Below are 25,328 nucleotides of genomic sequence, written 5' to 3'. Positions count from 1 at the left end.
GGGCTCAGAAGTTTCCCCGCGCAGCCTCCGTCAGGATCAGCTTGTCCAGCGTCAGATCCGCCACCGCCTTGCGAAGCCGTTCGTTCTCCTTCTGGAGATCCTTCAACTGCCGAAGCTGGTCACGGCTCATGCCGCCATATTGCTTACGCCACCGGTAGAACGTCAGCTCGGAAACGCCGATCTGGCGAACGGCATCCGCCATCGCCATGCCTTGGCCGCGCAAAACCTCAACCTGCCGAAGCTTCGTGACGATCTCGTCGGGCTTGTGTCGCTTGTTTGCCATTGTGGTCCTCCTTCAGGGTCAAAACCATACTTCAAGGTGGACCCGTTCAATGGGGGTGGATCACCCAAGCTTGGCCCTCCTCGCCACTTCTGCAGCCGGGAAGAGTTCACCCCCCCGCCACAAGCCCCGCGCTTTCCAGTGCCGCAGATTGACGGGCAGCGACCGTCTCTACCTTGAAGCCATCGATCTGTTCGTTGAACAGGCGGAAGAAGTTCAGTTCGGCACGCAGATGCAGGAACACCCCGCCGAGGCCGATGGCGGCGCGGTCCATGAAGACGAACTCGCGCGGCACGGTAACTGGACCAAGCTTCTTCAGGGATTGCTGCACGCGGAAGGCTTCCTTGCGGCCATATTCGGCCGGGCTCACCCCGTCAGCAATGGAGCGCACCCGGTCGGTCAGGAGCGGGCCATAAATGAAACGGGCCCAGATGTTCAGCACATCGATCAGCTCCCGCGTCAGCCCCTTGAAGCCCCATCGCTCATAGGCAGAGACCACCCGTGCCTCATCCTCATGCAGGAGCCCCAGATAGAGATCCACCACCCCTTCGGCAAAACCGGGCGGGAAGATGCGGATGCAGCCATAGTCGAGCAGGTTGATACCTGCCGCCTCGCCATTCTCGCGAAACACGGTGTAGTTGCCAAGATGCGGATCGCCATGGATGACGCCGAAATGGCTGAAAGGATGCCACCAGGCATGGAACATCGTGGAGGCCAGCCGGTTGCGTGTCTCCAGATCCGCGTCCTTCCAGGACAGCAGCGGCCGTCCCTCCAGCCATCCCATGGTCAGCAGGCGATTGGTGGAGAGCTCCGGCACCACTTCGGGCACGCGGATGCGCGGCTCATCCCTGAAGATGGCGCGATAGACGGCCATCTGCTGCGCCTCGCGCTGATAATCCAGCTCCTCACGCAGCCGCTCGCCGATTTCCTTGGCGATCTCCCGGGTGTCGATGGCCGACTGCATGCGCCGGTGCAGGGAGAAGAGCACGGAGAGCTGGCTCAGATCCGCCTCGACGGCAGAGGCCATGTCCGGATATTGCAGCTTGCAGGCCAGAGCGCGGCCATCCAGCGCCTCGGCCCGGTGCACCTGACCCAGCGATGCGGCCGCCGCCGGTTCCTTCTCGAAGATGGCAAAGCACTGCTCCCAGTCCGCACCCAGTTCGGCGCGCATGCGGCGCTTGACGAAGGCCCAGCCCATCGGCGGGGCATTGGCCTGCAGCTTGGCAAGTTCGGCAGCATATTCGGGTGGCAGCAGATCGGGGATGGTGGAGAGAAGCTGCGCCACCTTCATCAGCGGCCCCTTCAGACCGCCCAGCGCGGCGGCAAGGCTTTCGGCATCCTTCCTGTTGTCCGCCGCAAGACCGAAGAGCTTGGCTCCGGCCAGCTTGACGGCAACGCCGCCCACATTGGTGCCCACGCGGGCATAGCGGCCAACGCGGGCCGAAAACCGGTTGGCTTCCCTGTCATTCCCTGCGGACATCAAGGCTTCCTGCCATACTGAACTCTTGTCCTGCTCCCATATGGGATACAGGCCCCTTTCAGCAAGTCACATTGGCGGCAGTCATCAGACAAGGCTGGCGAGATCTGCGGCAAGCTGGTCGCGATGCAACGTCAGGCCCTTGTAGCGCAATTGCGCCTCATCAAGGCTGGCAAGCTGCTCCGCCAGCCCTGCGGCCAATTCCCGCGCCCGGGGCTGCGCGGCCAGCAGGCGCAAGGGATCGTGATGGATCTTGATGGTAAAAAGCAGATCGCCGCTATCCGGCAAGCGGGAGAGCGTCTGCCGCTCCACCCGGATGAAGGCGCCCGCCAGCATCGCCCCCTCGCCTTCCGCCATTTGCGGCGACATCTGTTTGGGACGGGAATGATGCAGCTCCGGACTGTCATAGACCGACCAGTTGAGCCGCGCCACCAGCTGGCCGGGCTTCAGGTTGTCGAAGATGCGGTCCACCGTCTGGCCCATGCGCCCGGCATAACCCGGCACATGCTCATGGATCTGCGCCATGGGCAGCGACGCCTTGGCGGCCAGCGACCACGAGGACGGAAAACAGAGCGAGGCCGCAGCCAGCCGCCAGCCGCCCTCCCCCTTGCGCATGAGGACGAGATCCTCCTGCACGGCACGGCTGATGGTCAGAAGCGGCGGCTCATTGCCCCGAAGATGAAAGGCCGTGCCATCCGCGACCAAGGCAACGCCGCCGTCCACGGGCTGGTAGAGATCCGGATGCGCCACCGGCAGATGCGCGGCCATGAGTGCGAAGGCTTCCGCCTGCGCGGCCAGCGTCTCCGGCTCACTGTGGAACACCACATCCGGCACGGTGGCCATCAGCTCCCGCTTGCGCGCCAGCTGTTCGGCAAAGCGCTCGTCCGGATCAAACCAGCGCTCCTGCGGCACCGGTTCAAGACCGATGGAGAAGGGACGCTTCGACCCGTCATAAGGCGTGTAACGGAACATCCCCCCTCCTCATTTTAACAATGGAAAACCGGACCTCAGTCTTCCATCGCCTCCAGTTCGTCAATGATGCGCTCGATCACCGACAGGCCCTTCTTCCAGAAACCCGGATCGCTGGCATCAAGCCCGAAGGGCGCCAGCAGCTCCGAATGGTGTTTGGTGCCGCCGGCCTTCAGCAAATCAAAATACTTCTGCTGGAACCCGGCCCCGGCTTCCTCATAGACTGCATAGAGCGAATTCACGAGGCAATCGCCGAAGGCATAGGCATACACATAGAAGGGCGAATGGATGAAGTGGGGGATATAGGTCCAGAAGGTCTCGTAGCCCTCCCCCAGATGGATGGCGGGTCCAAGGCTCTCGCGCTGAACATCCATCCAGATCTCGCCGATGCGATCCGCCGTCAGCTCGCCGTTGCGCCGCTCGGAATGGATGCGGCGCTCGAAGCTGTAGAAGGCGATCTGCCGCACCACCGTGTTGATCATGTCTTCTGCCTTGGAGGCCAGCATGATCTTGCGGGTGCGCTTGTCCCCGGCCTTGTCCAGCAACGAGCGGAAGGTCAGCATCTCGCCGAAGACGCTCGCCGTCTCGGCCAGCGTCAGCGGCGTTGGCGCCATCAGCGGGCCGTTGGGCGCAGCCAGCACCTGATGCACACCGTGCCCCAGCTCATGGGCCAGCGTCATCACGTCCCGCGTCTTGCCGAGGTAATTGACCAGCACATAGGGATGCACGCTCGGCACGGTGGGGTGGGCGAAGGCTCCCGGTGCCTTGCCGTCACGCGCAGGCGCATCAATCCAGCCCCTGTCGAAGAAGCGCTGCGCGATTTCCGCCATTTCGGGCGAGAAACCGGCGTAAGCAGCCAGCACCGTATCGCGGGCCTCGCTCCAGGGGATGACACGGTTGTCCGCCTTCGGCAGCGGTGCATTCCGGTCCCAGTGGTTCAGCTTGTCCATGCCGAGCCAGCGGGCCTTGAGCGCATAATAGCGGTGCGACAGGCGCGGATAGGCATCGCGCACGGCAGCCACCATGGCATCCACCACCTCGCGTTCCACCCGGTTGGCCAGGTGCCGGCTGTCGGCAATGTCCTCGAACTTGCGCCAGCGGTCGGAGATTTCCTTGTCCTTGGCCAGCGTGTTGGTGATCAGTGTGAAGACCCGCAGGTTCGCCTTGAAGGTCTCGGCCAGCGCATCGGAAGCGGCCTTGCGCCGTGCCGGATCGGCATCCTGCAACAGGTTCAGCACCTGCTCGATGGCAAGGCTTTGCCCGCCAACGGTGAAACGCAGGGAGGCGATCGTTTCGTCAAACAGCCGGTTCCAGGCACCGCGCCCGGTGACGGACTTCTCGTGGAACAGCTGCTCCACCCGGTCTTCCAGCTGGAAAGGCTTTTCCTTGCGCAGATCCTCGAACCAGGGACGGTAGTGTTTCAGGCCGGAATCCTCCAGTGCCGCTTCGATCACCGCATCCTCGATGGAGTTGATCTCCAGCGTGAAGAACAGAAGGTGAGAGCTGGCCGAGGTGATCTTTTCCTGCACGTCGCCATAAAACTTCTGCCGGGCCGGATCGGTGGTGTTGCCGGCATAAACGAGGCCCGCGAAGGAAATCAGCTTTCCCAGCAGATCTTCCAGGTCCTCAAAGGACTGGATCGCAGCAAGGAGCCCATCCCTGTCTTCGGCGGCAAGCCTTGCCAGATGCCCCTTGTAAGCGCCTTCAAACTGGCGGGAGCGCTCGAGGGCTGCGGCCAGATCGGCCTGAACCTGCGGCGCATCCGGTGCCGGATAGAGGTCTGTGAGATCCCATTCCGGCAAGTCGCCCAGCCCTGTTGCGGTTGCGTGAGAGCTGGCGGCTTCAATACCCTTCATAAATCCTCCGGTAGCATCCGTGCGATGCGTCAAAGACATGTCTGCAAGTCTGTGCTTGTTGAAATTAGGGCGCAAACCCCGTCACAAGCAATCATCATTCTATCGAATGGCGCCATGATTATGGACGATTTGTTTACTTGCGGCTGCGAATGATGGCCCGAATTGAGACAGGCAAGGCCGGGACGTAAAATGGTAGCAGCCAGCGGACGCATCCTCGTTGTTGATGACGACCCGATTCAGCGCCGCCTGTTGCAGGAGGCCATCACCCGCTTTGGTTACAGGGTGAAGCTGGCCGGGAACGGCGCTGAAGCGCTGAAAATCATGACCGGGGCGGAAGGCGCGGATATCGACCTTGTCGTCATGGACATGGTGATGCCGGAGCTGGACGGCCTTGGCGCCCTGCGCCAGATGCGGGCCCAGAGGATTGCCGTGCCGGTGATCATGCAGACCGCCCACGGCGGCATCGACACGGTTGTCAATGCCATGAATGCGGGCGCGCAGGATTTCGTCGTCAAGCCGGTGTCGGCCGAGCGGCTGGAGGTCTCCATCCGCAACCTGATGAAGGTCTCGGCACTCGAAAGCGAAATCACCCGCCTGCACAAGCGCGCGTCCGGCACGCTGACCTTCAACGAGATCATCACCCGCTCGGCCGCCATGGAGCGCGTGCTGCGCCTTGGCCAGCGGGCCGCCTCGTCCAACATCCCGATCCTGATCGAAGGGGAGAGCGGCGTCGGCAAGGAACTGATCGCCCGAGCCATCCAGGGCACCAGCGACCGCAAGTCCCGCCCTTTCATCACCGTGAACTGTGGCGCCATTCCGGACAATCTGGTGGAATCGATCCTTTTCGGCCACGAGAAAGGCGCCTTCACCGGCGCGGTCGACAAGCATGTCGGCAAGTTTCAGGAAGCCCATGGCGGCACCCTTTTCCTGGATGAAGTGGGCGAGTTGCCCATGGAGGTGCAGGTCAAGCTCCTGCGCGCGCTGCAGGAAGGGGAGATCGACCCCATCGGCGCCCGCCGCCCCGTGAAGGTGGACTTCCGCCTCATCTCCGCCACCAACCGGCGCCTGCTGGATCTGGTGAAGGAAGGCGGCTTCCGCGAGGACCTTTATTACCGGCTCAACGTCTTTCCGATCTGGATCCCGCCGCTGCGCGACCGCATCGAGGACATTCCGGCGCTCGCCCGCCATTTCCTCGCACGCTTTGCAGCTGAGGAAGGCAAGCCGCAAGTGCGCGGCATATCGGCCGAAGCGCTTGCCCTGCTGCAGGCCTATACCTGGCCTGGCAACATCCGCCAGCTGGAAAACACCATCTTCCGCGCGGTGGTTCTGTGCGATGGCGACCAGCTTGTGCCTGAGGATTTCCCGCAGGTGGCAGCTGCGCTCGATCACCCCCTGCCCGTGCCTGACCTAAAGTCAGCGCCTGTCAGCGTGACCGCGGGCTCTTCGCCGGCCACAAGCGCAGCGGCGGCGTTTTCCACAGGCTCTCCACAGGACCGCCAGGCTGTGCCGCCTCATCATCAAGCTGCCACAAGCGCCCCCTACGGGTTCCTCCGCAGTCTTGACGATGGCGGTCATCTGCGCAGCCTGACGGCTGTGGAGGAGGAAATGATCCGCATGGCCATCAGCCACTATGGCGGGCGGATGACAGAAGTCGCGAAACGGCTAGGCATTGGACGCTCGACGCTGTACAGAAAGCTGAAGGAGTATGGTCTGGAGGACAGCACCGATCAGCAGACTGGAGAAACGTGACAGCGCAGCTGCGGCATACCGGCATCTGTCAATGGATGTTTGATTGAGCCCTTCTGCACTGCTGACGCAGAAACCTTCTCCTGGATCTGCCTCGACTGGAGGACAAGACAATGGGATTCAGCCGGTTACCAAATGTGACATACGCAAAATCAAGGGCTGGATTCCTCGTTGTAAATTCGCCACTATGGGCCGTGAAATGAAATCACGGTAAAAACTTCTTAACCTCGCGCCGGTAACGTCCTCTTCATCATCGGGGGGAAGTTCCGGCCGCCAGGCCGATAGAATGCGAGAAGTGATTTGCGTACACGGTTTGCCCGAGACAACGCCCTGACCCGACTGAAGCGCCTTATGGCGCTCGTCTGTGTTTTCGGCGCCATGCTCCTTGCGCCTGCACTGGTTGCACCCGGCCTGTCATCCGCACATGCCGAAACCCGCACCCTCAAGCTCTATAACGTGCACACCAAGGAAAGAGTTCAGATCACGTTCAAGAAAGACGGCCGGTATATCCCGGGCGGCCTGCGTGACGCGAACCGTTTCCTGAGGGACTGGCGGCGCAACGAGATCACCAACATTGATCCCAATCTGCTGGACCTGGTATGGGAAGTGTATCAGCAGGTTGGCGGCCGCGATTATATTCATGTGGTGTCGAGCTACCGCTCTCCGGCGACCAACAACATGCTGCGCTCCCGTTCACGCGGTGTCGCGCAGAAGAGCCAGCACATGCTCGGCAAGGCGATGGACTTCTTCATCCCCGGCGTCGATCTTGCAACACTCCGCGCCACAGGCCTGCGCAAGCAGGTTGGCGGTGTCGGCTTCTATCCCACCTCGGGCTCGCCTTTCGTTCACCTGGACACAGGCAGTGTCCGCCACTGGCCGTCCATGACACGCCAGCAGCTTGCAGCCGTGTTCCCGGATGGCAAAACCGTGCACATCCCCTCCGATGGCAAGCCGATGCCAGGCTATCAGCAGGCGCTGGCCGATCTCAAGTCCGGCCGCAGATCTGCCCCGGTCATTGTAGCCAATAACAGCGGCAGTGAAGACGGTGAAAGTACCAGCCGTATGAACACACGTGGCCAGACACTCACATCGGGTGACGATGGCCGCCCAGTGCGTCCCGCCGCCAGTGGTGGCCGCAACTTCCTGGCCGCCCTCTTCTCCGGCGAGGATGACGACATCGAACAGGCCGCCGCCGCGCCGGATGCCAGCCCGGCAGCGGTCCGTCCCGGCGCTGCCGCAGCACGCGGCACTGTAGCCGCAACTCCGCCTGCTGCAGCACCCGCACAGGCCCCTGCTGCAGCACCGGCACGTGCGCCTGAACCCGAAGCTCCTGTTGTCACCGCAACCGCCCTGCCTCAGGGCAAGCCCGCCTGGGCCCGCGAGCCGGCCAGCATCCCCTTCCAGATTGCATCGGCTGATGCAGGCGGCGTCAGCGCCGACGAGGCTCTGAAGCAGGCTGCCGCAGCCGCAGCGCCGGTCCCGCCCGCGGCACCGTCCCAGCCAGCCGCCGCGCAGCAACTGGCCGCAGTCGCGGTTCCGCACGCCAAGCCGCAGTCAGCAACCGCCCGCGCCGTGGCTCAGGCCACCGACCCTGTCTCTGCAATCATGGCTGCCACGGGCACCCAGCCGGCTCCGAAGCCGCAACTGACGGCAGCGGCCATGGCCTATGCCTCGCAGGCCGCCACCCAGCCGCAGCTGGCCACGCAGGACGTGCTGCGCGCCAAGGCCGCGGAAGCTGCGGCCCGGATGGCCCGCGACAAGAAGAAGCCGGCCACGCCTGCTCCGACCCTTGCCGGCCTGCTCCCCGCGCAGATCAAGGATCCGCTGGCTGGTTTTGCCCGCGCACCGGACAAGAACGCGCCGGATATCATCTCGGCCGCATCGACGCTGCGCACCGGATCCTTCGCGAAGATGAGCCATCCGAACCAGCGCAAGCTCACCGAGCTGCTGGTGCCGGGCAACCGCTTCCTGAAGAACAGCTTCACCACGGCAGCTCCGCAGGACATCCGTGCTGACAGCTTCACCGGCACCGCCGTGGCAATTCTTCCGGTGGTCTACACTCGCTGAACCGGGTGGAAGCACAAGCTTGAAACAAAAAGAGCGGCCCCTTGAGGCCGCTCTTTTCATGTCCGGTATCCTGAAATAAAAACGGGCGGCAAAGCCGCCCGTCTTCTGCCCGTCATGGACCGGTGATCAGCCGTTTCCGGCGTAAGCAGACATGCCAAGAGCCTGGAGGTAGAGATCGAGGATTGCTTCCTCTTCCTCACGCTCATGCGGCTGCTTCTTGCGCAGGGCAATCACCTTGCGCAGGATCTTGACGTCAAAGCCGTTGCCCTTGGCCTCCGCATAGACATCCTTGATGTCGTCGGAGATCACCTTTTTCTCTTCCTCAAGACGCTCGATACGCTCGATGAACGCCCTGAGCTGGTCTGCGGCAACGCCACCCGGATCTGACATGCTAGCACTCCTTCAGTAGTGAATTGCGCCTGCCCTGCCACGGTCCGAAGGCCGGGTCAAGCGGCGGCTTGATGGGAAGTCCCAAAGTTTGAAGACGGATCAGTGCTCCGGACGGCTGGCGTCGAAGGCGGCCTTCTGTTCCGCCGTCGCCTCGCGCTGGTGGAGCCTCTTCCAGTCTTCATAAGGCATGCCGTAGACAAGTTCCCTTGCCTCGTCCTTGCCGAGGTTCACACCCGCCTTGCCTGCTTCCTCCACCATCCAGTTGGACAGGCAGTTGCGGCAGAAGCCGGCGAGATTCATCATGTCGATATTCTGCACATCGGTGCGTTTGCGCAGATGCTCCACCAGCCGGCGGAACGCCGCTGCTTCCAGCTTTTCCTGCGTTGCAGCATCAAGATCCATCGCTGTCTCTCCGCATGTTTCAGTCCGCCCGCGACCCGTGATGCCGGATCTGGCGCAGGTCCGGCATGCCGGTCATGCGGCGCAGAATGGGCTCCAGCCGGCCGGCCCATTCCAGCACACCCGCCTCATCGCCGATCAGATCCTGCCGGACTTCGATCAGCACATGGGCCAGGCCGCGCCGGGTGCAGTGGCGGTACATTGTGTCGTTTTTCAGGGCTCCGTCGTAAGGCTCATTGTCGCCGACGACAAGCGTTCCATCCGCAGACAGGGCTTCGAGAACGGGCATGACCGCACGCGGATCCTTGTCCCACAGCAGCCCCGCATGCCAGGGCCGCGGGGTGCCGCGCCAGACCGGCGTATAGCTGTGGATCGACACGACGACCGGAGGCGCCGCCTCTTCCAGCATGGCATCCAGCGTCGCGGCGATACGGTCATGATAGGGGCGGTGATAGAGCGCAATGCGCCGCTCCCGCTCTGCCGCATCATGGCGGGCATTGCCGGGCACAACGGCACCATCGGACAGGCGCATCACCAGCGTCGGATCATCCTCCCCGCGGTTGGGATCGATCAGCAGGCGCGAGAAGGTCGTCATCAGCGCGGGCGCGGCAAGCCGCCGTGCCAGCTCCAGCGTCAGCGGCCGCACGCCGATGTCATAGGCGATATGCCGTTCAAACTGCGCTGGAGGCAGGCCCAGATCGCCATATTCGGGCGGGAGACTGTTGCGGGCATGATCGCATAGCAGAAGCAGGCCGCAGCCCAGATTCCCGTCAATGGCTTCGACAGGTTCAAATGCGGAAGGGATCAATTGCATTGCTCGGGGATGACGGTTGAGAGGATGCGCAATTCGGATGACGCAAGCGCTTTGCTTGCGTAAGAAATAGAACATAGAGGCGCCTCTACCAACAGGTTTTCGATGCCCGTCGCCATACATACCGCTTCCTTTCTCGAAACCTTGTTTCAGGCTGCGGTTGATGCTGCTCTTCCGGGACAGTGCCTTCCCCCGCATTTGCCTGAACCTGTGGACGGCGGACGGATCATCCTGCTGGCGGCAGGCAAGGCCGCAGGCTCCATGCTGGAGACGGCCGAGCGGCATTACCGGGAAGACCGCGGCCTCGGCCCGGACCGGCTTCTGGGCCTTGGCGTCACCCGCCATGGCTACGCCCGCCCCACAGGCACCATCGAACTGGTAGAGGCCGGACACCCCGTGCCGGATGAGGCGGGCGTTTCGGCAACGCTGCGCTGTCTCGACATCGCCCGCAGCGCGCGAGCCGGCGATCATGTGGTCGTGCTGCTCTCCGGCGGCGGCTCTGCAAACTGGATTGCCCCGGCTGAAGGCGTGTCTCTTGCCGACAAGCAGGCGCTGACCAAGGCGCTGCTGCGCTCCGGGGCGACGATCGACGAGATCAACACCATCCGCAAGCATCTCTCGCGCATCAAGGGCGGCCGCCTTGCCAAGGCGGTCCGTCCGGATGTGGCGCTGACGACGCTGGCCGTATCGGATGTGCCCCATGACGATCCTGCGGTAATTGCCTCCGGCCCTACCGTACCGGACCCGACCACGCTGCAGCATGCGCGCGAACTGTGCCTGGCACGCGGCATCAGCCTGCCACCCTCCATTCAGGCTGCACTGAACGACCCGGCCAACGAAAGCATCAAGCCGGGCGATGCCGCTTTCGAAGGGCGCAGCTACAAGCTTGTGGCAACGCCGATGCAATCCATCGAGGCCGCAAGGCGCGTGGCAGAGGCCGCAGGTTACGAGACGATCATCCTGGGCGACAGCCTTGAAGGTGAGGCGCGCGACGTCGCCGCCTCGCATGCGATGCTTGCTCTTGACCTGCAGCGGAGCGGCCGGCGCTGCGTGCTTCTGTCAGGCGGAGAATTGACCGTTACCATCCGCGGCGACGGATGCGGCGGGCCGAACCAGGAATATGCGCTGGCACTGGCGCTCGCCCTCAACGGCACCGAAGGCATTTCGGCAGTCGCGGGGGATACGGACGGCACGGACGGCGGACGCGGACGCGCCGATGACGCAGCTGGTGCCATGCTCGATTCGTCCACACTCGCCCGCGCATCGGCCACGGGTCTTGATGCTGCCGCATTTCTGGCGAGAAACGATAGCACCGGCTTCTTCGAGAAGCTTGGGGATCTGCTGACTCCCGGGCCAACTTTCACCAATGTCAACGACTTCCGTGCCGTTGTCATTGACAGGACATGACCCGGGCCGCAAAAGTTCTCACAAATTATCGGATTAAATCGGTTTAATGATCACGGACAAGGAACGCAGGGCATGAGAGATCCGGCATGGACCGGCACAGGCTTTGCGCGTGCAGCTCTTGCATTTGCAGTTTTTTTTGCTGTTGCTCTCCTGAGCGATACGGCAAAAGCGGACTTGCGTCTGTGTAACAAGACCGAAAGCAACGTTGGCGTTGCCATCGGATACAAGGACAAGACTGACTGGGTCACCGAAGGCTGGTGGAACCTGACAGCCAACAGCTGTGAAACGCTTGTGCCGGGGGCACTTGTGTCACGCTACTATTACATTTATGCCGTCGATTACGATCAGTTTGGCGAATGGGGCGGCCGGGCGTACATGTGTACGCGCGAAAAAGAGTTCACGATTCGCGGAATTGAAGACTGTGTGGCGCGCGGCTACGAGCGTACTGGATTTTTCGAAATCGACACAGGCGAGCAGAGCAATTGGACGGTTCAGCTGACTGAGCCGGTACAACAGGGAACGGGTGCACAATGAGGCGAAATCGGCGCGTTAAAATTCTTGCAACTCTGGGACCGGCCTCTTCCACCCAGGAGATGATCGAGAAGCTGCATACGGCCGGTGCGGATGTGTTCCGCATCAACATGAGCCATGCTGACCACGATCTGATGCGCGAACTGGTGCGCCGCATCCGCGCTGTCGAGGAAAAGGCCGGCCGCCCGATCGGTATTCTCGCCGATCTCCAGGGTCCGAAGCTGCGCGTCGGCAAGTTCGCCGAAGGCCCGGTGATGCTGGAAGACGGCGCCACCTTCGTGCTGGACTCCGACCCTACCCCGGGCGACGTCTCCCGCGTTTTCCTGCCCCATCCGGAAATCCTCAAGGCACTTCAGCCGGGCCACCGCCTGCTGCTCGACGACGGCAAGATCCGCCTCGTTGTCACCGAGTGCACTCCCTCGCGCGCCATGACCCGCGTGGAAGTCGGCGGAAAGCTGTCAGACAAGAAGGGCGTCAGCGTTCCGGACTCGGAACTCGGCATGAGCGCCCTCACCGACAAGGACCGCGCCGACCTGACTGCCGTGCTGGAAACCAGCGTGGACTGGATCGCCCTCTCCTTCATCCAGCGCCCGGACGACATTGCCGAAGTGCGCAAGATCGTGCGCGGCCGCGCCGGCATCCTCGCCAAGATCGAGAAGCCGCAGGCGATCGACCGTCTGGCCGAGATCATCGAGCTGTCCGACGCCCTGATGGTTGCCCGTGGTGACCTTGGCGTGGAAATGCCGCTGGAGCAGGTTCCTGGCCTCCAGAAGCGCATCGTCCGCGCTGCCCGCCGCGCCGGCAAGCCGGTGGTCGTCGCCACCCAGATGCTGGAATCCATGATCACCGCTCCGGTGCCGACCCGCGCCGAAGTGTCGGATGTCGCCACGGCCGTGTTCGAAGGCGCCGATGCCATCATGCTGTCGGCCGAATCCGCTGCAGGCCAGTTCCCGATCGAGGCGGTCAGCACCATGGACCGGATCGCCCAGCAGGTGGAAACGGATCAGAACTTCCGCAACATCATCCACGCGCAGCGGACCGAGCCGGAGGCCACCGGCGCCGATGCCATCTCGGCAGCAGCACGGCAGATCGCCGAAACGCTGAACCTTGCAGCTGTCGTCTGCTACACCTCGTCGGGCGCGACGGGCCTGCGCGCGGCGCGTGAACGCTGCTCCACCCCGGTCATTGCCCTGTCGCCGGTCGCCTCCACCGCGCGCCGTCTCGCCCTTGCGTGGGGCCTGCACTGCGTCGTCAGCGAGGACGCGAACGACGAGAACGACATGGTGAACCGCGCCTGCAAGATCGCCAGCCAGGAAGGCTTCGCCAAGCCCGGACAACGCGTGATCGTGACCGCCGGCGTGCCCTTTGGCACCCCTGGCTCCACCAACATGCTGCGCATCGCCTTCGTCGGCAGCGACGGCAAGACCGGCCTCTGAGGCGAGTCAAGCCTTACATGATAAGCGGGAACGGAAACGTTCTTTCGCCGCCCGGAAACGGGAGCTAAATGCCAAGCCACCCCTCGGGGTGGCTTGGGTTTTTCAAGCGCCCGCACGCTTCCCACCCATGCCTCAAAGCCCCCGGATCAGCGCCACGATCTCATCCGTGTGGCTGTGCTGCGGCATGTGGCCGGCGCCGGGCAGTTCGATCAGACGGCAATTGGGCAGATCGCGCTCCAGGCCCTTCGAGTGAATGCTGGGCCAGACAACCGTGTCCTGATCGCCTGTGATGGCAAGGGCCGGCTGGGTGATGGCTCCGTAGTGGCGGCACTGCTCCGCCAAGTGCCGGTTGAAGGCGGCCAGGTCCATGGCATTGGCGCGGAAGCTCTCCGGACGGAACAACAGGTCCACACCAATCGCCGCATCATATCCCTCCGGCACGCTTGCAGGCGCAAAAACGTTGCGCATGGAGGCAGGCGCCAGACGTTCGGCAGCAGGCAAGGCCAGCGTGCGGCAGAACAGCTCCCCGATCACAGGCAGCGCAGCGAGCCTGTAGTACCATGCGACGCCGCCATTCCAGGGATGGGTGGCGGGCGCCAGGAAGACGAGGCCCCTGACCCGCTCCGGCGCCTCCAGAGCCAATGCAGCTGCCACAGAAGCGCCGAAGGAATGGCCGATAACAACAGCCGGCCCGAAGTCCAGCATCTTCAGGAGCGCGGCGATGCGCCGGGCCTGATCCCGCGGCGAGGCATCCGGCGGCAGGTTCCGCTCGGAGAATCCAAGGCCCGGCCGGTCCACGAACAGCATCTCGTGCGTGTCCTTGAAATGCGGCGCAAAGGCGAGGTGCAGATCCTGCAGGTTTCCGCTCGCCCCATGGATGAAAAGCAGGCGGGGCACTTCACCAGAGACAGCAGCGGGCCGCGAATGGACATAGTGCACTTGTGCACAATTAACAAAACCAAGGGTTCCTGCCGGCTTGTGACGGGCATTGATGCGTCTGCGGCGCAGTTCTGTATAGAGAGCGAGGAACAGGAAAACGGCGACAACAGTCAGCAACAACGACACTCCAGCAACCGGTTGAGCCTAAGTGCGGCAGCAAGGGAACGGGCCCGGCTTCAGATCGGCTCGCCGTCCAGTTCCTTCTCAAGCTCTTCGATTGCTTTACGTGCGCTTTCCAGTCCCGGATGTATTTGCAAGACACTCCGGAAGGTGGCCAAGGCCTTTTCCTTCTGGTCCAGATGGCGCTGGATGATCGCCAGACCGGACAGCGCGCCCCAATGGCGGGGCTCCAGCGCGAGAACATGCTCGATGTCTGCCAGCGAACGGCCATACTCGCGCTGCACATAGTAGATGGTCGCCCGGCGGTTCCAGCCCTCGGCGTAATCGGGCTTCAGGCGCAACACAGCATCCATGAGATCAAGGGCCAGACCGTAATCCTCGGCCCTGAGAGCAACGGCCGCGCGCTGCATCAGCAGATTTACCGTATCGCTGCCGGATTCAAGGTGCGCCCTCTGGATCTTGCGCGCGATGGGAGCCGCGTCTCGGTCCGATTTTGCAGCAGCAAGGTCCCGGTAGAGGCTGTCCAGCGGCTTCTCACCGGCCTGGATCTCAGGCGCCATCGCAGCACCGGACGCATCTTCCTCGCCCTCCGGCGGCAGAGTGTTGAGATCCTCTGCGGAAGGCGGTGGCGTACCAGGCGTCACTTCCTGCGCCAGCGATGGCTGAAGCAGAAGGGCAAAAAGGGAAGCTGCAAACAGGAAAAACCGCATGCTGGCAAGGATACCTTGCTGCACGCGGCCGTCAATCCTGCAAAGCAAGAAGGGGCTCACGATCCCGCGAGCACCAGCAACTCAGCCCTGACGAGCCTTGAAGCGCGGGTTCTTCTTGTTGATGATGTAGACGCGGCCCTTACGGCGAACCATGCGGTTTTCCCGGTGACGGGCCATCAGCGCCTTGAGAGAGTTCTTGATCTTCATCGTTGTGTCCCCGGAAGGGCCCTGCTGTTCTACTCAAAAGAAACGGGCGCCTGGGCGCCCGCATGGACTTGGCTTCTGGTCAAAACCCCGGCGCGGATATCGCGCCTGAGGCCTCTTTCCTCACCTGCAGCTGACCGGGCCCTCGCCTTGCCTGCTGCAATAATGGTGGGCGTGACAGGGATTGAACCTGTGACCCCTACGATGTCAACGTAGTGCTCTCCCGCTGAGCTACACGCCCGAAATCTTCGGAACCAAGCGCCGGAGCGCTGCGGTGGTCAGCGATATAACGGGGATCGCCGGACTGTGCAAGACCCCAATCTCAGAACCGTCAAACAATTTTTCTGACGGCTCTGACCTGTGGAAAGACACCTTCCCACATCACTGACCGGCAGCCCTCAGGCTGCCAGCATGCGTTCTACTTCCTGCACAAGGTCCTTCAGGTGGAAGGGCTTGGACAGAACCTTGGCATCTTTCGGCGCATTGGAATCCGGGTTCAGCGCCACGGCGGCAAAGCCGGTGATGAACATGACCTTGAGGTCAGGATCCAGCTGCGTGGCGCGGCGGGCCAGCTCAATGCCGTCCATCTCCGGCATGACGATATCCGTCAGCAGCAGGGCGAAAGGCTCTTCCCGCAGGCGTTCATAGGCGCTCTTGCCGTTATCAAAGGACACGACATCATGGCCGGCGTTCTCAAGCGCCTTGGCCAGAAAGCGCCGCATATCATTGTCGTCTTCCGCCAGAAGGATTCGCGACATGGTGGACAACCGTCAAACTCCGAAACTCAGGGAAACCACCGCCGGGGGTGGGTGCTCGATGCCAGTTATAATTCCAATCCGCCTTAAAGATAGAGTGAAGCGGGCTTGAACACCGCGCTTTCGCTCATTTGTGGACAGGACTGTTGATTCCTTGGCAAGATAAGGAAACAGCAAGCTTGCGACCGGGCAGGTTTGCCGGCAGAGCGGAAAGCGGTCAGCCCCATGCGCATCATCACCGGCTTCGGAGCGGAGCCCGTCTTTGAACCAGCCTTCGAGATTCTCGCGCCCGCCGACCAGCGCCTGCCTTTCGTGTTCAACTCCCCCCATTCCGGTGTCTGCTACCCGCAGAGCTTTCTCGACGCCTCCCGGCTGGACCGGCTGACGATCCGCAAGTCTGAAGATGCCTTTGTGGACGAGCTGTTCGCCGGCGTGGTGCCGATTGGGGCACCATTGCTGCGCGCTCATTTTCCCCGCGCCTATCTGGATGTGAACCGGGAGCCCTATGAACTCGATCCGAAGATGTTCGAGGGGCGCCTGCCCTCCTATGCCAATGTGCGCTCCCTGCGGGTGGCTGGCGGTCTTGGCACGATCGCCCGTGTGGTCAGTGAAACCCAGGAAATCTATGCCCGCCGCCTGACGGTGGAAGAAGGCATGGCCCGCATCGAGGCCATCTACAAACCCTATCACTCCACCTTGCGCCGCCTTCTGGCCCAGACCCATGTGGCTTTCGGCTACGCGGTGCTGATTGACTGCCACTCGATGCCCTCCACTGTGAGGTGCCAGACTTCGGGCATCCGGCCGGATTTCATTCTGGGTGACCGCTATGGCACTTCCTGCCCCATCGAGCTGACGGACATGGCGGCGGATCTGCTCCGCTCCAAAGGCTACACGGTCAGCCGCAACAAACCCTATGCAGGCGGCTTCATCACCGAGCATTACGGCCGCCCGGCCAAGGGGCTGCATGCCCTGCAGGTGGAAATCAACCGGGGCCTTTATATGGATGAGGAAACCCATGAGCGGGGCGCGGATTTCGTCCGCGTCGCGGCCGATCTCATGGACTTTGTGCGGGAGCTGACCGCCATGCCCGACAGTGCCTTTTCCGCCTGGTCCATCGCCGCCGAGTAACGCACCTCAAGACAGCGCAGGCTGGCGCGCCCCAGAAAAAAGGGCCGCACTCAAAAGAGGCGGCCCGAGTCTAGGGAGGAAACGCCCAAGGAGGGCGGCGCTACAACGCAACGCGTCGTATCGCGCTGCAATAAGGTCGCATTGCAGCGCACAAACGTCAAGAGGTTCCGCACCTTTCCAAGCGGTTCCCTTTGACGGCATGGCGTGGCGGAGGCTAAAACTGCGGGCACTGCAGCATTTATTAAGTGGCTGAAATAAATGGAAGTCTCCGCGAAAATCCGTATGTTGCGCGGCAGAATGAGCCTCAAACGGCAAGACATGCAAGGAAGGCGCACCAGACATGCAGTTATCACATGACTTCTATCCCTTCCTCGAAGACCTGGCCAAAGCGTCCAGCGCCGCGATTCTCCCGCATTTCCGCACCAGCCACGGGGTGGAAAACAAGCTCAGCGGCGGCTTCGATCCGGTGACGGTGGCCGACCGCGGCGGCGAAGAGGCGATGCGCGCCCTGATCAACGCCCGGCACCCGGAGCACGGCATTCTGGGCGAGGAATTCGGCAGCGAGCGCACGGATGCGGAGCATGTCTGGGTGCTGGACCCGATCGACGGCACCCGATCCTTCATCACCGGCCTGCCCACCTGGGGCACGCTGATCGGCCTGACGACCAACGGCAGGCCGAGCCTTGGCATGATGGTGCAGCCCTATGTGAACGAGGCCTATGCCGGCGACACGAAGTCCGCCTGGTACCGCGGCCCGCTGGGCACACGGCAGCTGAAGTCCCGCGCCTGCGCCAGCCTTGCCGGCGCGGTGCTCTTCACCACCAGCCCGCGCATCTTCAAGCCGGTGGAGAAGGACGCCTATGACCGCATCGAGAAACAGGTCCGCCTCGCCCGCTATGGCACCGATTGCTACGCCTATTGCATGGTGGCGGCAGGCATGGCCGATGTAGTGATCGAGGCCGGTCTGCAGGCCTATGACATCGTGGCTCTTGCCCCCATCATCGAAGGGGCGGGCGGCGTTGTCACCACATGGAGCGGCGGCTCACCGGTCAATGGCGGACGGATTGTTGCCAGCGGCGATCCGCGCCTGCATGAAATCGTGCTGAAGCAGCTTATGGATGTGCCGCAGACCTGAGCCTTCTCTCAGGCGTCTTCATTCCTCGCCGGGGATGAAGGCGTCGAAGGCAGCCCAGAACTGGTCCCTATAGACGTCCTGCTCCATCAGCAGCTCGTGCTCGGCCCCGGGAATCTCGATGAAGCCGGCGGCACGGATGCGGGTGGACAGCTCTTCCGTTGCCCGGCTTGAGACGATCCGGTCCCGTCCGGCAGTGATCATCAGCACCGGCACGGCCACGGACGGGCCAAACCGCAATTCGCGGAACGACATCAGGCAGCGCACGGCGGCCGCCAGCCAGCCAATGGTGGGCGGCCCGATTTCGAGAGCGGGATTGGCCTTGCCGATTTCCACCATGCGCTCAAAACGCCGCCGGTCGCTCGTTTGACGGTTGGTCTCGAAGGATTCGGCCTTGCCGTTTCCCTGCCCCGGCACAGGTGCAAGGGTTAGGCCCAGCATGGCCAGAAGCCGCGCCAGCCGGAAGATCATCCGTTCCTTGCGGCCAAAATCACTCAATCCTGTGAAAGGTGCCGAAAGCACGGCCCGGGAAATCTGCGTGCGCAGGCGCTCCGTCGCCGAGAGGAACACCGCACCGCCCGTGGAATGGGCCAGTACATAATGCGGTCCCGGACAGTCGGCGAGCGAAATCTGCCTCACTACAGTCTCGAGATCGATACGGTAACGGGAAAAGCTGCTGACATTGCCGCGCTTCAACGAGCCGGGATGGCTGCCCGAACCGCCCTGCCCACGCCAGTCGAAAGCCACCACATGGAAGCCGCGCTCCTGCAGTTCCCTGATGACCTCGAAATATTTCTCGATGAACTCCGCCCGCCCCTGCAGCAGTGTCACTGTGCCCTTGAGCCGGCCCGGCGTTGCGGGAAAGCGGGCATAGCGCAGCCTGACGCGATCCGGCGTTTCAATGAAGCCGGCCACCGCGCCATCAGGGATCGGATTGCCGGGAATTTCGGTCAGCGTCATCTGGGAAGCCTCGGGCACAAGGGCAGGCTTCCCAGAGTTACCTTGGCCAGCGCGCCAGCTCAACTGTCTTGGACAGGGCGCTGTATAAGTCAGGGCCTGGAGAGGGAAACTCTCCGGGCCCTGAGATTTACCGGCGGCGGCTTACCAGCGGCGGCCGAGGCGCTGCTGGTCGATGATGCTGCCGTTGTAGGCATTGACCGTCAGCTTGACCGGACCGCTGCGGCGGGACGTGGCGAACACGACATAGACCGGGCCGCGTGCATCGCGCACATCAATCCTTTCGTAGCCACGCTGGCGCAGGCTGCGATGGACATCACGGGCGGAGAGCCGGACATCACGGCGGCCCCAATCGCGGCCGCGGTCCGGGCCACGGCCCCAGTGCGGGCCGCGGCCATCGATCTGCACGACAGGTGCGCCCTGACCGGCGCGAAGTTCAATGGACAGGCCGGAGGAGGCCTGAGCCGGAACGGTGGCGAGAGCTGCGGTGGCGGCAATCACGGTGGCGGAGATGAGTGTCTTCAGCATGGTATGCTCCTTTCTTCCTGTATGCGGCTGGCGGTGTTTCTCTGCAGTGCCGGCCTGTTGTGAAGAAGATGCACCCTGGCGCTTGAACCAAAACGGAAGGCGTTGTTCATCTGCCGTTCATCTGCACCGGCAGGGGGTGCCAACGGGTCTTGAAACCGCCTGAGCCCCTCCCCACCTCATTGCTGCAGGCGCCAGACGGGCCTGCGGAACGGCCGGTTTCCCGCCTGAATTGGGGGAGCACCGGCACATGCATTCAGTTGCTCATGAAGAGGACAGAACCATGCGTCATTTTGATCTCAGCCCGCTTTACCGCTCCACCGTCGGCTTTGACCGGCTGCTTTCGATGCTCGACAGCGCCACCTCCGACACCCCGAGCTATCCGCCCTACAACATCGAGCGGACGGGCGAAAACACCTACCGCATCACCATGGCCGTCGCAGGTTTCGGCAATGACGATCTCTCGATCGAAGCCAAGGAACATGCGCTGACCGTCAAGGGCGAGAAGAAGTCCGAGGAAACCGCCGGTGAAGTGCTCTACCGCGGCATCGCCTCGCGCGCTTTCGAGCGCCGCTTCCAGCTCGCCGAATATGTGAAGGTGGAAGGTGCCCATCTGGAAAACGGCCTGCTGCACATCGATCTTCTGCGCGAAATCCCCGAAGCCATGAAGCCGCGCAAGATCGAGATCAACACCGCCGGCACGCCGAAGCAGATCGAGGCGAAGGCCCACTGAGGCCACCGTTCAAAACACTCCGCAGTGCGCGGGGACAAGAGACAGGACAGAAGTGCCCGGCCCGGCCGGGCGCTTTTTCCGTTCAGCGTGCCAGTTCGAACTGAATCTCGATACGGCCGAAGCTGGCACCTGCCCCCCGCCAGTCATGGTAGATTTCCCGGCTCTGGCCTGAAAGGACATGGCGGGAAGCCTCGATATCCTGCAGCAGCGGACGGTATCCTTGCGTAAAGAGGCTGCGCAACGGCCCCATGTACACCGCTGAAGCCACCATCACCGGCTCCAGATGCAGAAAATCCAGCGGCCCGTCATAGGTTTCTGCACCGGTGACAGGCAGACAGATACGCCAGTCGAACTCTGTTTTTCCATCGCGCGGCAGACCCTGTGCAATGAAGATCCAGGGACCAGCGGCGACAAACCCGTACCGGTGGCAATCAGCTTCAATCACGGGGGCGAGCTCTGCAGCAGCGGCTCCCACATCGGGAATCCGCAGCCGCCGGGCAATCGACAAGACCCGCAAGTCTTCGGTTGGGTGAATCTTCATGGCACGATCCTCACTGGCCGGGCGGATCGCATGAAGGATCCGCACCGCAACGACTCAAGGCCTGCAAGGCTAGAACAAGACTGGAAAAGGCAAACCCGGATTGCAGAATTCACTTCCAAATGTGCAGAGAAATCCGAAGCCTGAGGAAAAGTTTTCCTACGCGACGCGCTGAGTGCTCTGCTGGCTTTCATCAGCCGGCGGCCAGTGCCAGGAAGCGCTCGACTTCCTCTTCCGTCGTGGCGAAGGAGCAGACGAGGCGCAGCAGCGCTTCATCGGCGCCCGGTGCGGTATGGCCTTCAAGGCCGGCAGGCGGCCATTCGCGGATGACGGCACCTTCGGCCCTCAGCCGGTTGATCACATGGGTGGGCAGCACGGGGAAGACCTCGTTCGCCTCAACCGGCCAGGCGAGCCGGGCAAAGCCGGAGCGGACAAGGCCATCGGCCAGACGGCGGGCCATGGCATTGGCATGGCGGGCATTGTCCAGCCAGTGGCCGTCTTCCAGATAACCCTCGAACTGGGCCGCCACAAAGCGGCTCTTCGACAGGATATGCCCGGCCCGCTTGCTGAGATAGCGGAACTGGCTGCCCTCGCCCGGATTGAAGAAGATCACCGCCTCGGCACACCAGCAGCCGTTCTTGGTGCCGCCGAAGGACAGAACATCCACACCCGCGCGCCAGGTGATGTCCGCTGCCGAACCGCCGCTGGTGATCAGTGCATTGGCAAAGCGGGCGCCGTCCATGTGCACAACGATGCCACGCGACTTGGCCACATCGGCCAGAGCACGGATTTCCCTCGCGGTATAGACGGTGCCGCATTCGGTTGCCTGGGTCAGGGAGAGACCGGCCACCTGACCGCTGTTCAGCTCCCCATCCGGGTGCTCGGCCATGGCATTTGTGAGAACGGCCGGTGTCAGCTTGCCATTGGCGCCGGGAAGGCCGCGAATCTTCTGGCCCATCGTCAGAAACTCGGGCGCATTGCATTCGTCATTGGCCACATGGGCCGTGGCATGGGCGAAGACCACGCCACCGGGCTTTGCATAAGCGGAGAGCGCCAGCGCGTTGGCGGCCGTGCCGGTCGGTACAAAGAAGACCTCGACATTGCATTCGAAAAACTCGCTGAAGCGGGCTTTGACCGAAAGCGTCAGCGGATCGCCGCCATAGGCCGGAGCAAGCCCGGTGGAATGGCGGGAAAGGGCGGCGGCGACCGGTGCGCTGGCACCGGCCCAATTGTCACTGGCAAATATCATGCGGTCACACTATCCGCCGCAGCCCGTGCCTTGCAACTGCTCTCAATAATATCGCGCCCGCCGGGCCAGCGCGCGGCGCAGGACCCAGTCAACGGAGAAGCGCCCCGGCCCGTAGATGGTCAGAACCAGCAGCAGGAAGCCCCAGAGCAGGCGCTGATCGGCAATCATCGACGAGGGGTTGCCATCAAACATCGCGCCGATGGCCGTTGCATCGGCCCCAAGCTGATAGACATCCACATAGGACATGACCGCAATGAAGCCGATCATGCCGAGGCTGGCTGCACGGGTGAACAGGCCAATCGTGATCAGCGCCGGCAGGATGAATTCGGCCCAGGTCCCGGCAATCACGATCACATGATAGGGAAAGAAGGCGAGCTTGGTGGTGTCATAACTCACCGCTTCCATCATCGACGGCAGGATCTGCGCAAAGGCGCCATCAGACGGATGCAGGAACCCCAGCAGGCCCGGTCCGATCTTGGTGAGGGCGGAATTCCAGAAGTAAAACAGAAGGACGCTGGCAAAGACAAAGCGCGCGGCAAGGCCGATCAGCCAGCCGTGGCTGGCCCGTTCCAGCCCGGCGAAAAAACCATTGTACAGACGGATGAAGAAATCAAACATTGTGTCCCTCCCGGACAGTTCCGGGTGTCATACCAAGCCCGTGCAGCGTCTGAGCATTTTGCGGGGCGTGATGCGCCGGCGTGGCAAGGCTTGGTGTTAGAGTGCATCCGGATAAAATTTACGCAAGGTCAATTTGGCATTCGCAAGCTGCACCGCTGCGCAGCAACAGGCCAATGGCGGTGGCAAGATCAAAGGCCGGATCGACAGTCAGCGCGCTGCCTGCGGCCTCTGCGAGACGATCGCCAGCTGCCAGCGCCGCCATGAAAGCCGCCTCCCCCGCCTGCAAGGGGTGAAGGATGACATTGATGCCGGGCCGGGTGAGGAGTACACTCTGCCTCTGCCCCGGATCAACCTCTACGCCCCCGTCAACTTCGAACCGGTTGGCCCTGACCAGATCCAGCACCGGGTAAGACGACACAATCAGGCGGCAGGCCGGGTGCAGCGTGAAGCGTAAGGCGCCAAGCTGCTCCGGCGGCACAGCGGCAAGCTGGGCCGGATCGGGCGGCGCCCGGTCTGCCGCGTGATAGGCCTCGAGCCAGGCCCATTCCAGCCGGGCCACATCCGGCAGATAAGGATAGCCTGCCAGCGGCGGGAACCCTGCAATGAAGCTGGCAAAGCTGCCGCCATAGGCCAGAAGCACGGGCGATGACGGCGGCTCGGCGCTCACATAAAGCCGCGCGAGCGCCCGGAAATATTCTTCTCCCAGCAGCCGCACCAGCGCCGGATAGGTCGCCATCAGCGCTTCGGTCAGGCTGACGATGACATTGTTGCGGTAAACGCCGAAACGCTTGGGCGCGGGGGCGCCGTCCGGGCCGGTCACGTTTTCGGGCACCGGCAAATCCGGCTGCATCAGCGCCGCCACAAGAGCTGCGCTGGAAGCGCAAGCCTGCTCAGCCATGGCGCAACACCCCTTTGGGCAGCGCCTGAGCCATGATCTGCTCTGCCTCCTGCACCTGCCCGAAAAGCACCGGCCAGGATGGCACGTTGTTGTCCCACTCGATCAGCACCGGCAGCGGACCGGTCCGCGCCATGAGATCCGCGAAGAGGCTCCAGACTTCTTCATCCACTTCCCGGTCATGGGCATCGATCAACAGTGGCCCGCCTTCGTCATCCGTGTCCGGCGCGTGGCCGCCCAGATGAATCTCGCCAACATGTTCCATGGGAAAAGCCGACAGATAGTCCGGCGCATCGCGGCGGTGGTTGACCGCTGAGACGTGAACATTATTCACATCCAGCAGCAGCCCGCAGCCGGTGCGCCGGACAATCCCGGCCAGAAAGCTCAGCTCATCCATTTCACTGGTGGCAAAGGCCACATAGGTGGAGGGGTTTTCCAGCAGCATCCGCCGCCCCAGCACTTCCTGCACCCGGTCAATATGGTCACAGACCACATCCAGCCGCGCCTGTGTGTAGGCCAGCGGCAGCAGGTCATTGAGGAACACGGTGTCATGGCTGGACCAGGCCAGATGCTCCGAGAAGGAGGCTGGCTCATAGCGCGCGCAAAGATGCTTCAGCCGGGCAAGATGGGCTTCATCCAGCGGGCCATCGCCGCCGATCGACAGGCCCACGCCATGCAGCGAGATGGGATAGTCCGCCCTGATCCGCGCCAGATAATGATGCGGCGCGCCGCCCGCGCCCATGTAGTTTTCGGCGTGGATCTCGAAGAAGCCGACGTCGGGCTTCTGCGCCAGAATTTCGGTGTAATGCTCCGGCTTCAGCCCTGCCCCACCGCGCTGCGGCAGGGTGAAACTGTGGTCCGCCGTCTCCTGCAGCCCTGTCATGATGGCAATCGCTCCCCCGCAAAGCGGCTTCCGGCGGCAGGCGCCGGAAGCCTTGATCCTGCATTCCAGTCCTGCAGCCTCAGGATTTCGGCAGATCGCGGTCCAGCTCGGTCAGCGAGCCCATGCGGCCATCCGGCAGCTTCATCTCCGTGCAAGTGCCTGCAGGCACAAGCGTCCAGGCATTGCCCTGATAGTCGACCGTGGACGTGCCGGCGCAGGTCGTGCCCGGACCGGCCTTGCAGTCATTCTTGCCAGCGAGCGCCACGCCGTAGCATTTTTCCTTGGCCTGTGCGCCAGCCTCCGTCGGCGCAGTCACGCCAGCCACCGCCGCCGCCACAGCGCTGGCCACCATTGCCGCAGAAAGAAAGGTCTTGCTCATTTTCGTACCTCGTTTCATCCGTCCCGGCTCCCCCGATGGCGCCGTTTCCCGGATGCCCGGCATATTGCTCGCTTCACCTGACGCAAGGAAATCAAAGCCCTGTGACGGCGGAGTGATACGCTGGTACCGGGAGTGTGAACGGCAATCGTGAAACTTTGTTGCTCATTCCGCCGCAGCCCGTTCCGAAAATGAAC

At 62.8% G+C, this 25,328-nt stretch carries 26 protein-coding genes, 1 tRNA gene and 1 pseudogene; 8 read left to right on the top strand and 20 right to left on the bottom strand.

Annotation, left to right across the window (positions count from 1 at the left end):
* Nucleotides 1-13 precede the first annotated feature (13 nt).
* From ASC48_RS12325 to ASC48_RS12310, 4 genes and pseudogenes are all read right to left on the bottom strand, one after another.
* Nucleotides 14-283, bottom strand: a pseudogene (locus tag ASC48_RS12325) (transposase); the annotation flags it as partial.
* A 106-nt stretch (nucleotides 284-389) separates the two neighbouring features.
* Nucleotides 390-1,760 carry an ABC1 kinase family protein gene (locus tag ASC48_RS12320; RefSeq protein ID WP_055456033.1) on the bottom strand — a complete coding sequence of 457 codons (1,371 nt, stop codon included), beginning with the start codon at nucleotides 1,758-1,760 and terminating at the stop codon, nucleotides 390-392.
* Between the two features lie 84 nt (nucleotides 1,761-1,844).
* Complete coding sequence (locus ASC48_RS12315) at nucleotides 1,845-2,729, bottom strand: heme-dependent oxidative N-demethylase family protein (RefSeq protein ID WP_055456032.1); 885 nt, start codon at nucleotides 2,727-2,729, stop codon at nucleotides 1,845-1,847.
* A gap of 35 nt (nucleotides 2,730-2,764) precedes the next feature.
* On the bottom strand, nucleotides 2,765-4,582 hold the full coding sequence (locus ASC48_RS12310; protein WP_055456031.1) for a M3 family oligoendopeptidase: 1,818 nt from the start codon (nucleotides 4,580-4,582) through the stop codon (nucleotides 2,765-2,767).
* 189 nt (nucleotides 4,583-4,771) lie between these two features.
* On the opposite strand from ASC48_RS12310, the gene ASC48_RS12305 reads away from it, so the two are divergent.
* Nucleotides 4,772-6,331, top strand: a complete 1,560-nt coding sequence (locus tag ASC48_RS12305) for a sigma-54-dependent transcriptional regulator (protein WP_055456030.1) — start codon at nucleotides 4,772-4,774, stop codon at nucleotides 6,329-6,331.
* Between the two features lie 348 nt (nucleotides 6,332-6,679).
* Nucleotides 6,680-8,395: a peptidoglycan L,D-endopeptidase MepK gene (locus tag ASC48_RS12300; protein WP_208975696.1), complete on the top strand. Its 1,716-nt coding sequence runs from the start codon at nucleotides 6,680-6,682 to the stop codon at nucleotides 8,393-8,395.
* A 126-nt stretch (nucleotides 8,396-8,521) separates the two neighbouring features.
* On the opposite strand, the gene ASC48_RS12295 is transcribed toward ASC48_RS12300, so the two are convergent.
* From ASC48_RS12295 to ASC48_RS12285, 3 genes are all read right to left on the bottom strand, one after another.
* Nucleotides 8,522-8,785 (bottom strand): DUF2312 domain-containing protein, encoded by a 264-nt coding sequence (locus tag ASC48_RS12295; protein ID WP_055456029.1) that lies wholly within the window; start codon nucleotides 8,783-8,785, stop codon nucleotides 8,522-8,524.
* A gap of 99 nt (nucleotides 8,786-8,884) precedes the next feature.
* On the bottom strand, nucleotides 8,885-9,187 hold the full coding sequence (locus ASC48_RS12290; protein WP_055456028.1) for a DUF1244 domain-containing protein: 303 nt from the start codon (nucleotides 9,185-9,187) through the stop codon (nucleotides 8,885-8,887).
* A gap of 19 nt (nucleotides 9,188-9,206) precedes the next feature.
* A complete protein-coding gene (locus ASC48_RS12285) occupies nucleotides 9,207-9,998 on the bottom strand; it encodes an N-formylglutamate amidohydrolase (RefSeq protein ID WP_055456027.1) in 792 nt (263 codons plus the stop codon).
* 102 nt (nucleotides 9,999-10,100) lie between these two features.
* Between ASC48_RS12285 and ASC48_RS12280 the strand changes: the two genes are divergently transcribed.
* From ASC48_RS12280 to pyk, 3 genes are all read left to right on the top strand, one after another.
* On the top strand, nucleotides 10,101-11,402 hold the full coding sequence (locus ASC48_RS12280; protein ID WP_055456026.1) for a glycerate kinase type-2 family protein: 1,302 nt from the start codon (nucleotides 10,101-10,103) through the stop codon (nucleotides 11,400-11,402).
* A gap of 72 nt (nucleotides 11,403-11,474) precedes the next feature.
* Nucleotides 11,475-11,936 (top strand): DUF1036 domain-containing protein, encoded by a 462-nt coding sequence (locus ASC48_RS12275; RefSeq protein ID WP_055456025.1) that lies wholly within the window; start codon nucleotides 11,475-11,477, stop codon nucleotides 11,934-11,936.
* The gene (gene pyk, locus ASC48_RS12270; RefSeq protein ID WP_055456024.1) at nucleotides 11,933-13,369 is read left to right on the top strand and encodes a pyruvate kinase; all 1,437 of its coding nucleotides are present in this window, start codon (nucleotides 11,933-11,935) and stop codon (nucleotides 13,367-13,369) included. The genes ASC48_RS12275 and pyk overlap by 4 nt, the downstream gene beginning before the upstream one ends.
* A 132-nt stretch (nucleotides 13,370-13,501) precedes the next feature.
* Here pyk and ASC48_RS12265 read toward each other — a convergent pair whose 3' ends face one another.
* From ASC48_RS12265 to cpdR, 5 genes are all read right to left on the bottom strand, one after another.
* A complete protein-coding gene (locus ASC48_RS12265; RefSeq protein WP_482809927.1) occupies nucleotides 13,502-14,434 on the bottom strand; it encodes an alpha/beta fold hydrolase in 933 nt (310 codons plus the stop codon).
* 50 nt (nucleotides 14,435-14,484) lie between these two features.
* A complete protein-coding gene (locus tag ASC48_RS12260) occupies nucleotides 14,485-15,162 on the bottom strand; it encodes a tetratricopeptide repeat protein (protein WP_208975694.1) in 678 nt (225 codons plus the stop codon).
* A gap of 57 nt (nucleotides 15,163-15,219) precedes the next feature.
* Nucleotides 15,220-15,345: a type B 50S ribosomal protein L36 gene (gene ykgO / locus ASC48_RS12255; protein WP_019964836.1), complete on the bottom strand. Its 126-nt coding sequence runs from the start codon at nucleotides 15,343-15,345 to the stop codon at nucleotides 15,220-15,222.
* A gap of 163 nt (nucleotides 15,346-15,508) precedes the next feature.
* Nucleotides 15,509-15,583: transfer RNA gene (locus tag ASC48_RS12250), tRNA-Val, on the bottom strand.
* A 157-nt stretch (nucleotides 15,584-15,740) separates the two neighbouring features.
* A complete protein-coding gene (cpdR, locus tag ASC48_RS12245; protein WP_019964837.1) occupies nucleotides 15,741-16,100 on the bottom strand; it encodes a cell cycle two-component system response regulator CpdR in 360 nt (119 codons plus the stop codon).
* 222 nt (nucleotides 16,101-16,322) lie between these two features.
* On the opposite strand from cpdR, the gene ASC48_RS12240 reads away from it, so the two are divergent.
* On the top strand, nucleotides 16,323-17,225 hold the full coding sequence (locus tag ASC48_RS12240; protein ID WP_055456022.1) for an N-formylglutamate amidohydrolase: 903 nt from the start codon (nucleotides 16,323-16,325) through the stop codon (nucleotides 17,223-17,225).
* A gap of 340 nt (nucleotides 17,226-17,565) precedes the next feature.
* Nucleotides 17,566-18,360, top strand: coding sequence for a histidinol-phosphatase (hisN, locus tag ASC48_RS12235; RefSeq protein ID WP_055456021.1), 795 nt, complete (start codon nucleotides 17,566-17,568; stop codon nucleotides 18,358-18,360).
* An 18-nt stretch (nucleotides 18,361-18,378) separates the two neighbouring features.
* Here hisN and ASC48_RS12230 read toward each other — a convergent pair whose 3' ends face one another.
* Together ASC48_RS12230 and ASC48_RS12225 are read right to left on the bottom strand one after the other, a co-directional pair.
* Nucleotides 18,379-19,317: an alpha/beta fold hydrolase gene (locus ASC48_RS12230; protein WP_055456020.1), complete on the bottom strand. Its 939-nt coding sequence runs from the start codon at nucleotides 19,315-19,317 to the stop codon at nucleotides 18,379-18,381.
* A gap of 141 nt (nucleotides 19,318-19,458) precedes the next feature.
* The gene (locus tag ASC48_RS12225) at nucleotides 19,459-19,842 is read right to left on the bottom strand and encodes a hypothetical protein (RefSeq protein ID WP_050472431.1); all 384 of its coding nucleotides are present in this window, start codon (nucleotides 19,840-19,842) and stop codon (nucleotides 19,459-19,461) included.
* Nucleotides 19,843-20,122: 280 nt separating this feature from the next.
* Between ASC48_RS12225 and ASC48_RS12220 the strand changes: the two genes are divergently transcribed.
* Nucleotides 20,123-20,572, top strand: coding sequence for an Hsp20 family protein (locus tag ASC48_RS12220; RefSeq protein ID WP_055456019.1), 450 nt, complete (start codon nucleotides 20,123-20,125; stop codon nucleotides 20,570-20,572).
* Between the two features lie 82 nt (nucleotides 20,573-20,654).
* Here the strand turns inward: ASC48_RS12220 and ASC48_RS12215 are convergent, their stop codons facing one another.
* From ASC48_RS12215 to ASC48_RS12190, 6 genes are all read right to left on the bottom strand, one after another.
* Nucleotides 20,655-21,113 (bottom strand): GyrI-like domain-containing protein, encoded by a 459-nt coding sequence (locus ASC48_RS12215; protein ID WP_055456018.1) that lies wholly within the window; start codon nucleotides 21,111-21,113, stop codon nucleotides 20,655-20,657.
* A gap of 190 nt (nucleotides 21,114-21,303) precedes the next feature.
* The gene (locus tag ASC48_RS12210; protein ID WP_055456017.1) at nucleotides 21,304-22,359 is read right to left on the bottom strand and encodes a threonine aldolase family protein; all 1,056 of its coding nucleotides are present in this window, start codon (nucleotides 22,357-22,359) and stop codon (nucleotides 21,304-21,306) included.
* Between the two features lie 42 nt (nucleotides 22,360-22,401).
* Nucleotides 22,402-22,977 carry a DoxX family membrane protein gene (locus ASC48_RS12205; RefSeq protein ID WP_055456016.1) on the bottom strand — a complete coding sequence of 192 codons (576 nt, stop codon included), beginning with the start codon at nucleotides 22,975-22,977 and terminating at the stop codon, nucleotides 22,402-22,404.
* Between the two features lie 118 nt (nucleotides 22,978-23,095).
* Nucleotides 23,096-23,875, bottom strand: a complete 780-nt coding sequence (locus ASC48_RS12200; RefSeq protein ID WP_055456015.1) for an HvfC/BufC N-terminal domain-containing protein — start codon at nucleotides 23,873-23,875, stop codon at nucleotides 23,096-23,098.
* Nucleotides 23,868-24,755, bottom strand: coding sequence for an MNIO family bufferin maturase (gene bufB / locus ASC48_RS12195; protein ID WP_055456014.1), 888 nt, complete (start codon nucleotides 24,753-24,755; stop codon nucleotides 23,868-23,870). Before bufB ends, ASC48_RS12200 begins: the two co-directional genes overlap by 8 nt.
* Before the next feature lie 79 nt (nucleotides 24,756-24,834).
* Nucleotides 24,835-25,134 (bottom strand): BufA1 family periplasmic bufferin-type metallophore, encoded by a 300-nt coding sequence (locus ASC48_RS12190; protein ID WP_055456013.1) that lies wholly within the window; start codon nucleotides 25,132-25,134, stop codon nucleotides 24,835-24,837.
* Between the last annotated feature and the right edge of the window lie 194 nt (nucleotides 25,135-25,328).

Source organism: Pannonibacter indicus, from assembly GCF_001418225.1.
Classification (GTDB): Bacteria; Pseudomonadota; Alphaproteobacteria; order Rhizobiales; family Stappiaceae; genus Pannonibacter; species Pannonibacter indicus.
The sequence above is the reverse complement of the archived record's forward strand: the minus strand, read 5'-3'. Positions and strand labels throughout refer to the sequence as shown.

Bases quoted from the DNA above. Each gene is read 5' to 3' on its own strand.
- ASC48_RS12215 (WP_055456018.1), bottom strand. From the start codon at position 21,113: ATGAAGATTCACCCAACCGAAGACTTGCGGGTCTTGTCGATTGCCCGG.
- ASC48_RS12305 (WP_055456030.1), top strand. From the start codon at position 4,772: ATGGTAGCAGCCAGCGGACGCATCCTCGTTGTTGATGACGACCCGATT.
- ASC48_RS12205 (WP_055456016.1), bottom strand. From the start codon at position 22,977: ATGTTTGATTTCTTCATCCGTCTGTACAATGGTTTTTTCGCCGGGCTG.
- bufB (WP_055456014.1), bottom strand. From the start codon at position 24,755: ATGACAGGGCTGCAGGAGACGGCGGACCACAGTTTCACCCTGCCGCAG.
- cpdR (WP_019964837.1), bottom strand. From the start codon at position 16,100: ATGTCGCGAATCCTTCTGGCGGAAGACGACAATGATATGCGGCGCTTT.
- ASC48_RS12310 (WP_055456031.1), bottom strand. From the start codon at position 4,582: ATGAAGGGTATTGAAGCCGCCAGCTCTCACGCAACCGCAACAGGGCTG.
- ASC48_RS12285 (WP_055456027.1), bottom strand. From the start codon at position 9,998: ATGCAATTGATCCCTTCCGCATTTGAACCTGTCGAAGCCATTGACGGG.
- ASC48_RS12240 (WP_055456022.1), top strand. From the start codon at position 16,323: ATGCGCATCATCACCGGCTTCGGAGCGGAGCCCGTCTTTGAACCAGCC.
- ASC48_RS12315 (WP_055456032.1), bottom strand. From the start codon at position 2,729: ATGTTCCGTTACACGCCTTATGACGGGTCGAAGCGTCCCTTCTCCATC.
- ykgO (WP_019964836.1), bottom strand. From the start codon at position 15,345: ATGAAGATCAAGAACTCTCTCAAGGCGCTGATGGCCCGTCACCGGGAA.
- ASC48_RS12210 (WP_055456017.1), bottom strand. From the start codon at position 22,359: ATGATATTTGCCAGTGACAATTGGGCCGGTGCCAGCGCACCGGTCGCC.
- hisN (WP_055456021.1), top strand. From the start codon at position 17,566: ATGCAGTTATCACATGACTTCTATCCCTTCCTCGAAGACCTGGCCAAA.
- pyk (WP_055456024.1), top strand. From the start codon at position 11,933: ATGAGGCGAAATCGGCGCGTTAAAATTCTTGCAACTCTGGGACCGGCC.
- ASC48_RS12320 (WP_055456033.1), bottom strand. From the start codon at position 1,760: ATGTCCGCAGGGAATGACAGGGAAGCCAACCGGTTTTCGGCCCGCGTT.
- ASC48_RS12230 (WP_055456020.1), bottom strand. From the start codon at position 19,317: ATGACGCTGACCGAAATTCCCGGCAATCCGATCCCTGATGGCGCGGTG.
- ASC48_RS12225 (WP_050472431.1), bottom strand. From the start codon at position 19,842: ATGCTGAAGACACTCATCTCCGCCACCGTGATTGCCGCCACCGCAGCT.
- ASC48_RS12220 (WP_055456019.1), top strand. From the start codon at position 20,123: ATGCGTCATTTTGATCTCAGCCCGCTTTACCGCTCCACCGTCGGCTTT.
- ASC48_RS12290 (WP_055456028.1), bottom strand. From the start codon at position 9,187: ATGGATCTTGATGCTGCAACGCAGGAAAAGCTGGAAGCAGCGGCGTTC.
- ASC48_RS12280 (WP_055456026.1), top strand. From the start codon at position 10,101: ATGCCCGTCGCCATACATACCGCTTCCTTTCTCGAAACCTTGTTTCAG.
- ASC48_RS12295 (WP_055456029.1), bottom strand. From the start codon at position 8,785: ATGTCAGATCCGGGTGGCGTTGCCGCAGACCAGCTCAGGGCGTTCATC.
- ASC48_RS12275 (WP_055456025.1), top strand. From the start codon at position 11,475: ATGAGAGATCCGGCATGGACCGGCACAGGCTTTGCGCGTGCAGCTCTT.
- ASC48_RS12190 (WP_055456013.1), bottom strand. From the start codon at position 25,134: ATGAGCAAGACCTTTCTTTCTGCGGCAATGGTGGCCAGCGCTGTGGCG.
- ASC48_RS12300 (WP_208975696.1), top strand. From the start codon at position 6,680: ATGGCGCTCGTCTGTGTTTTCGGCGCCATGCTCCTTGCGCCTGCACTG.
- ASC48_RS12200 (WP_055456015.1), bottom strand. From the start codon at position 23,875: ATGGCTGAGCAGGCTTGCGCTTCCAGCGCAGCTCTTGTGGCGGCGCTG.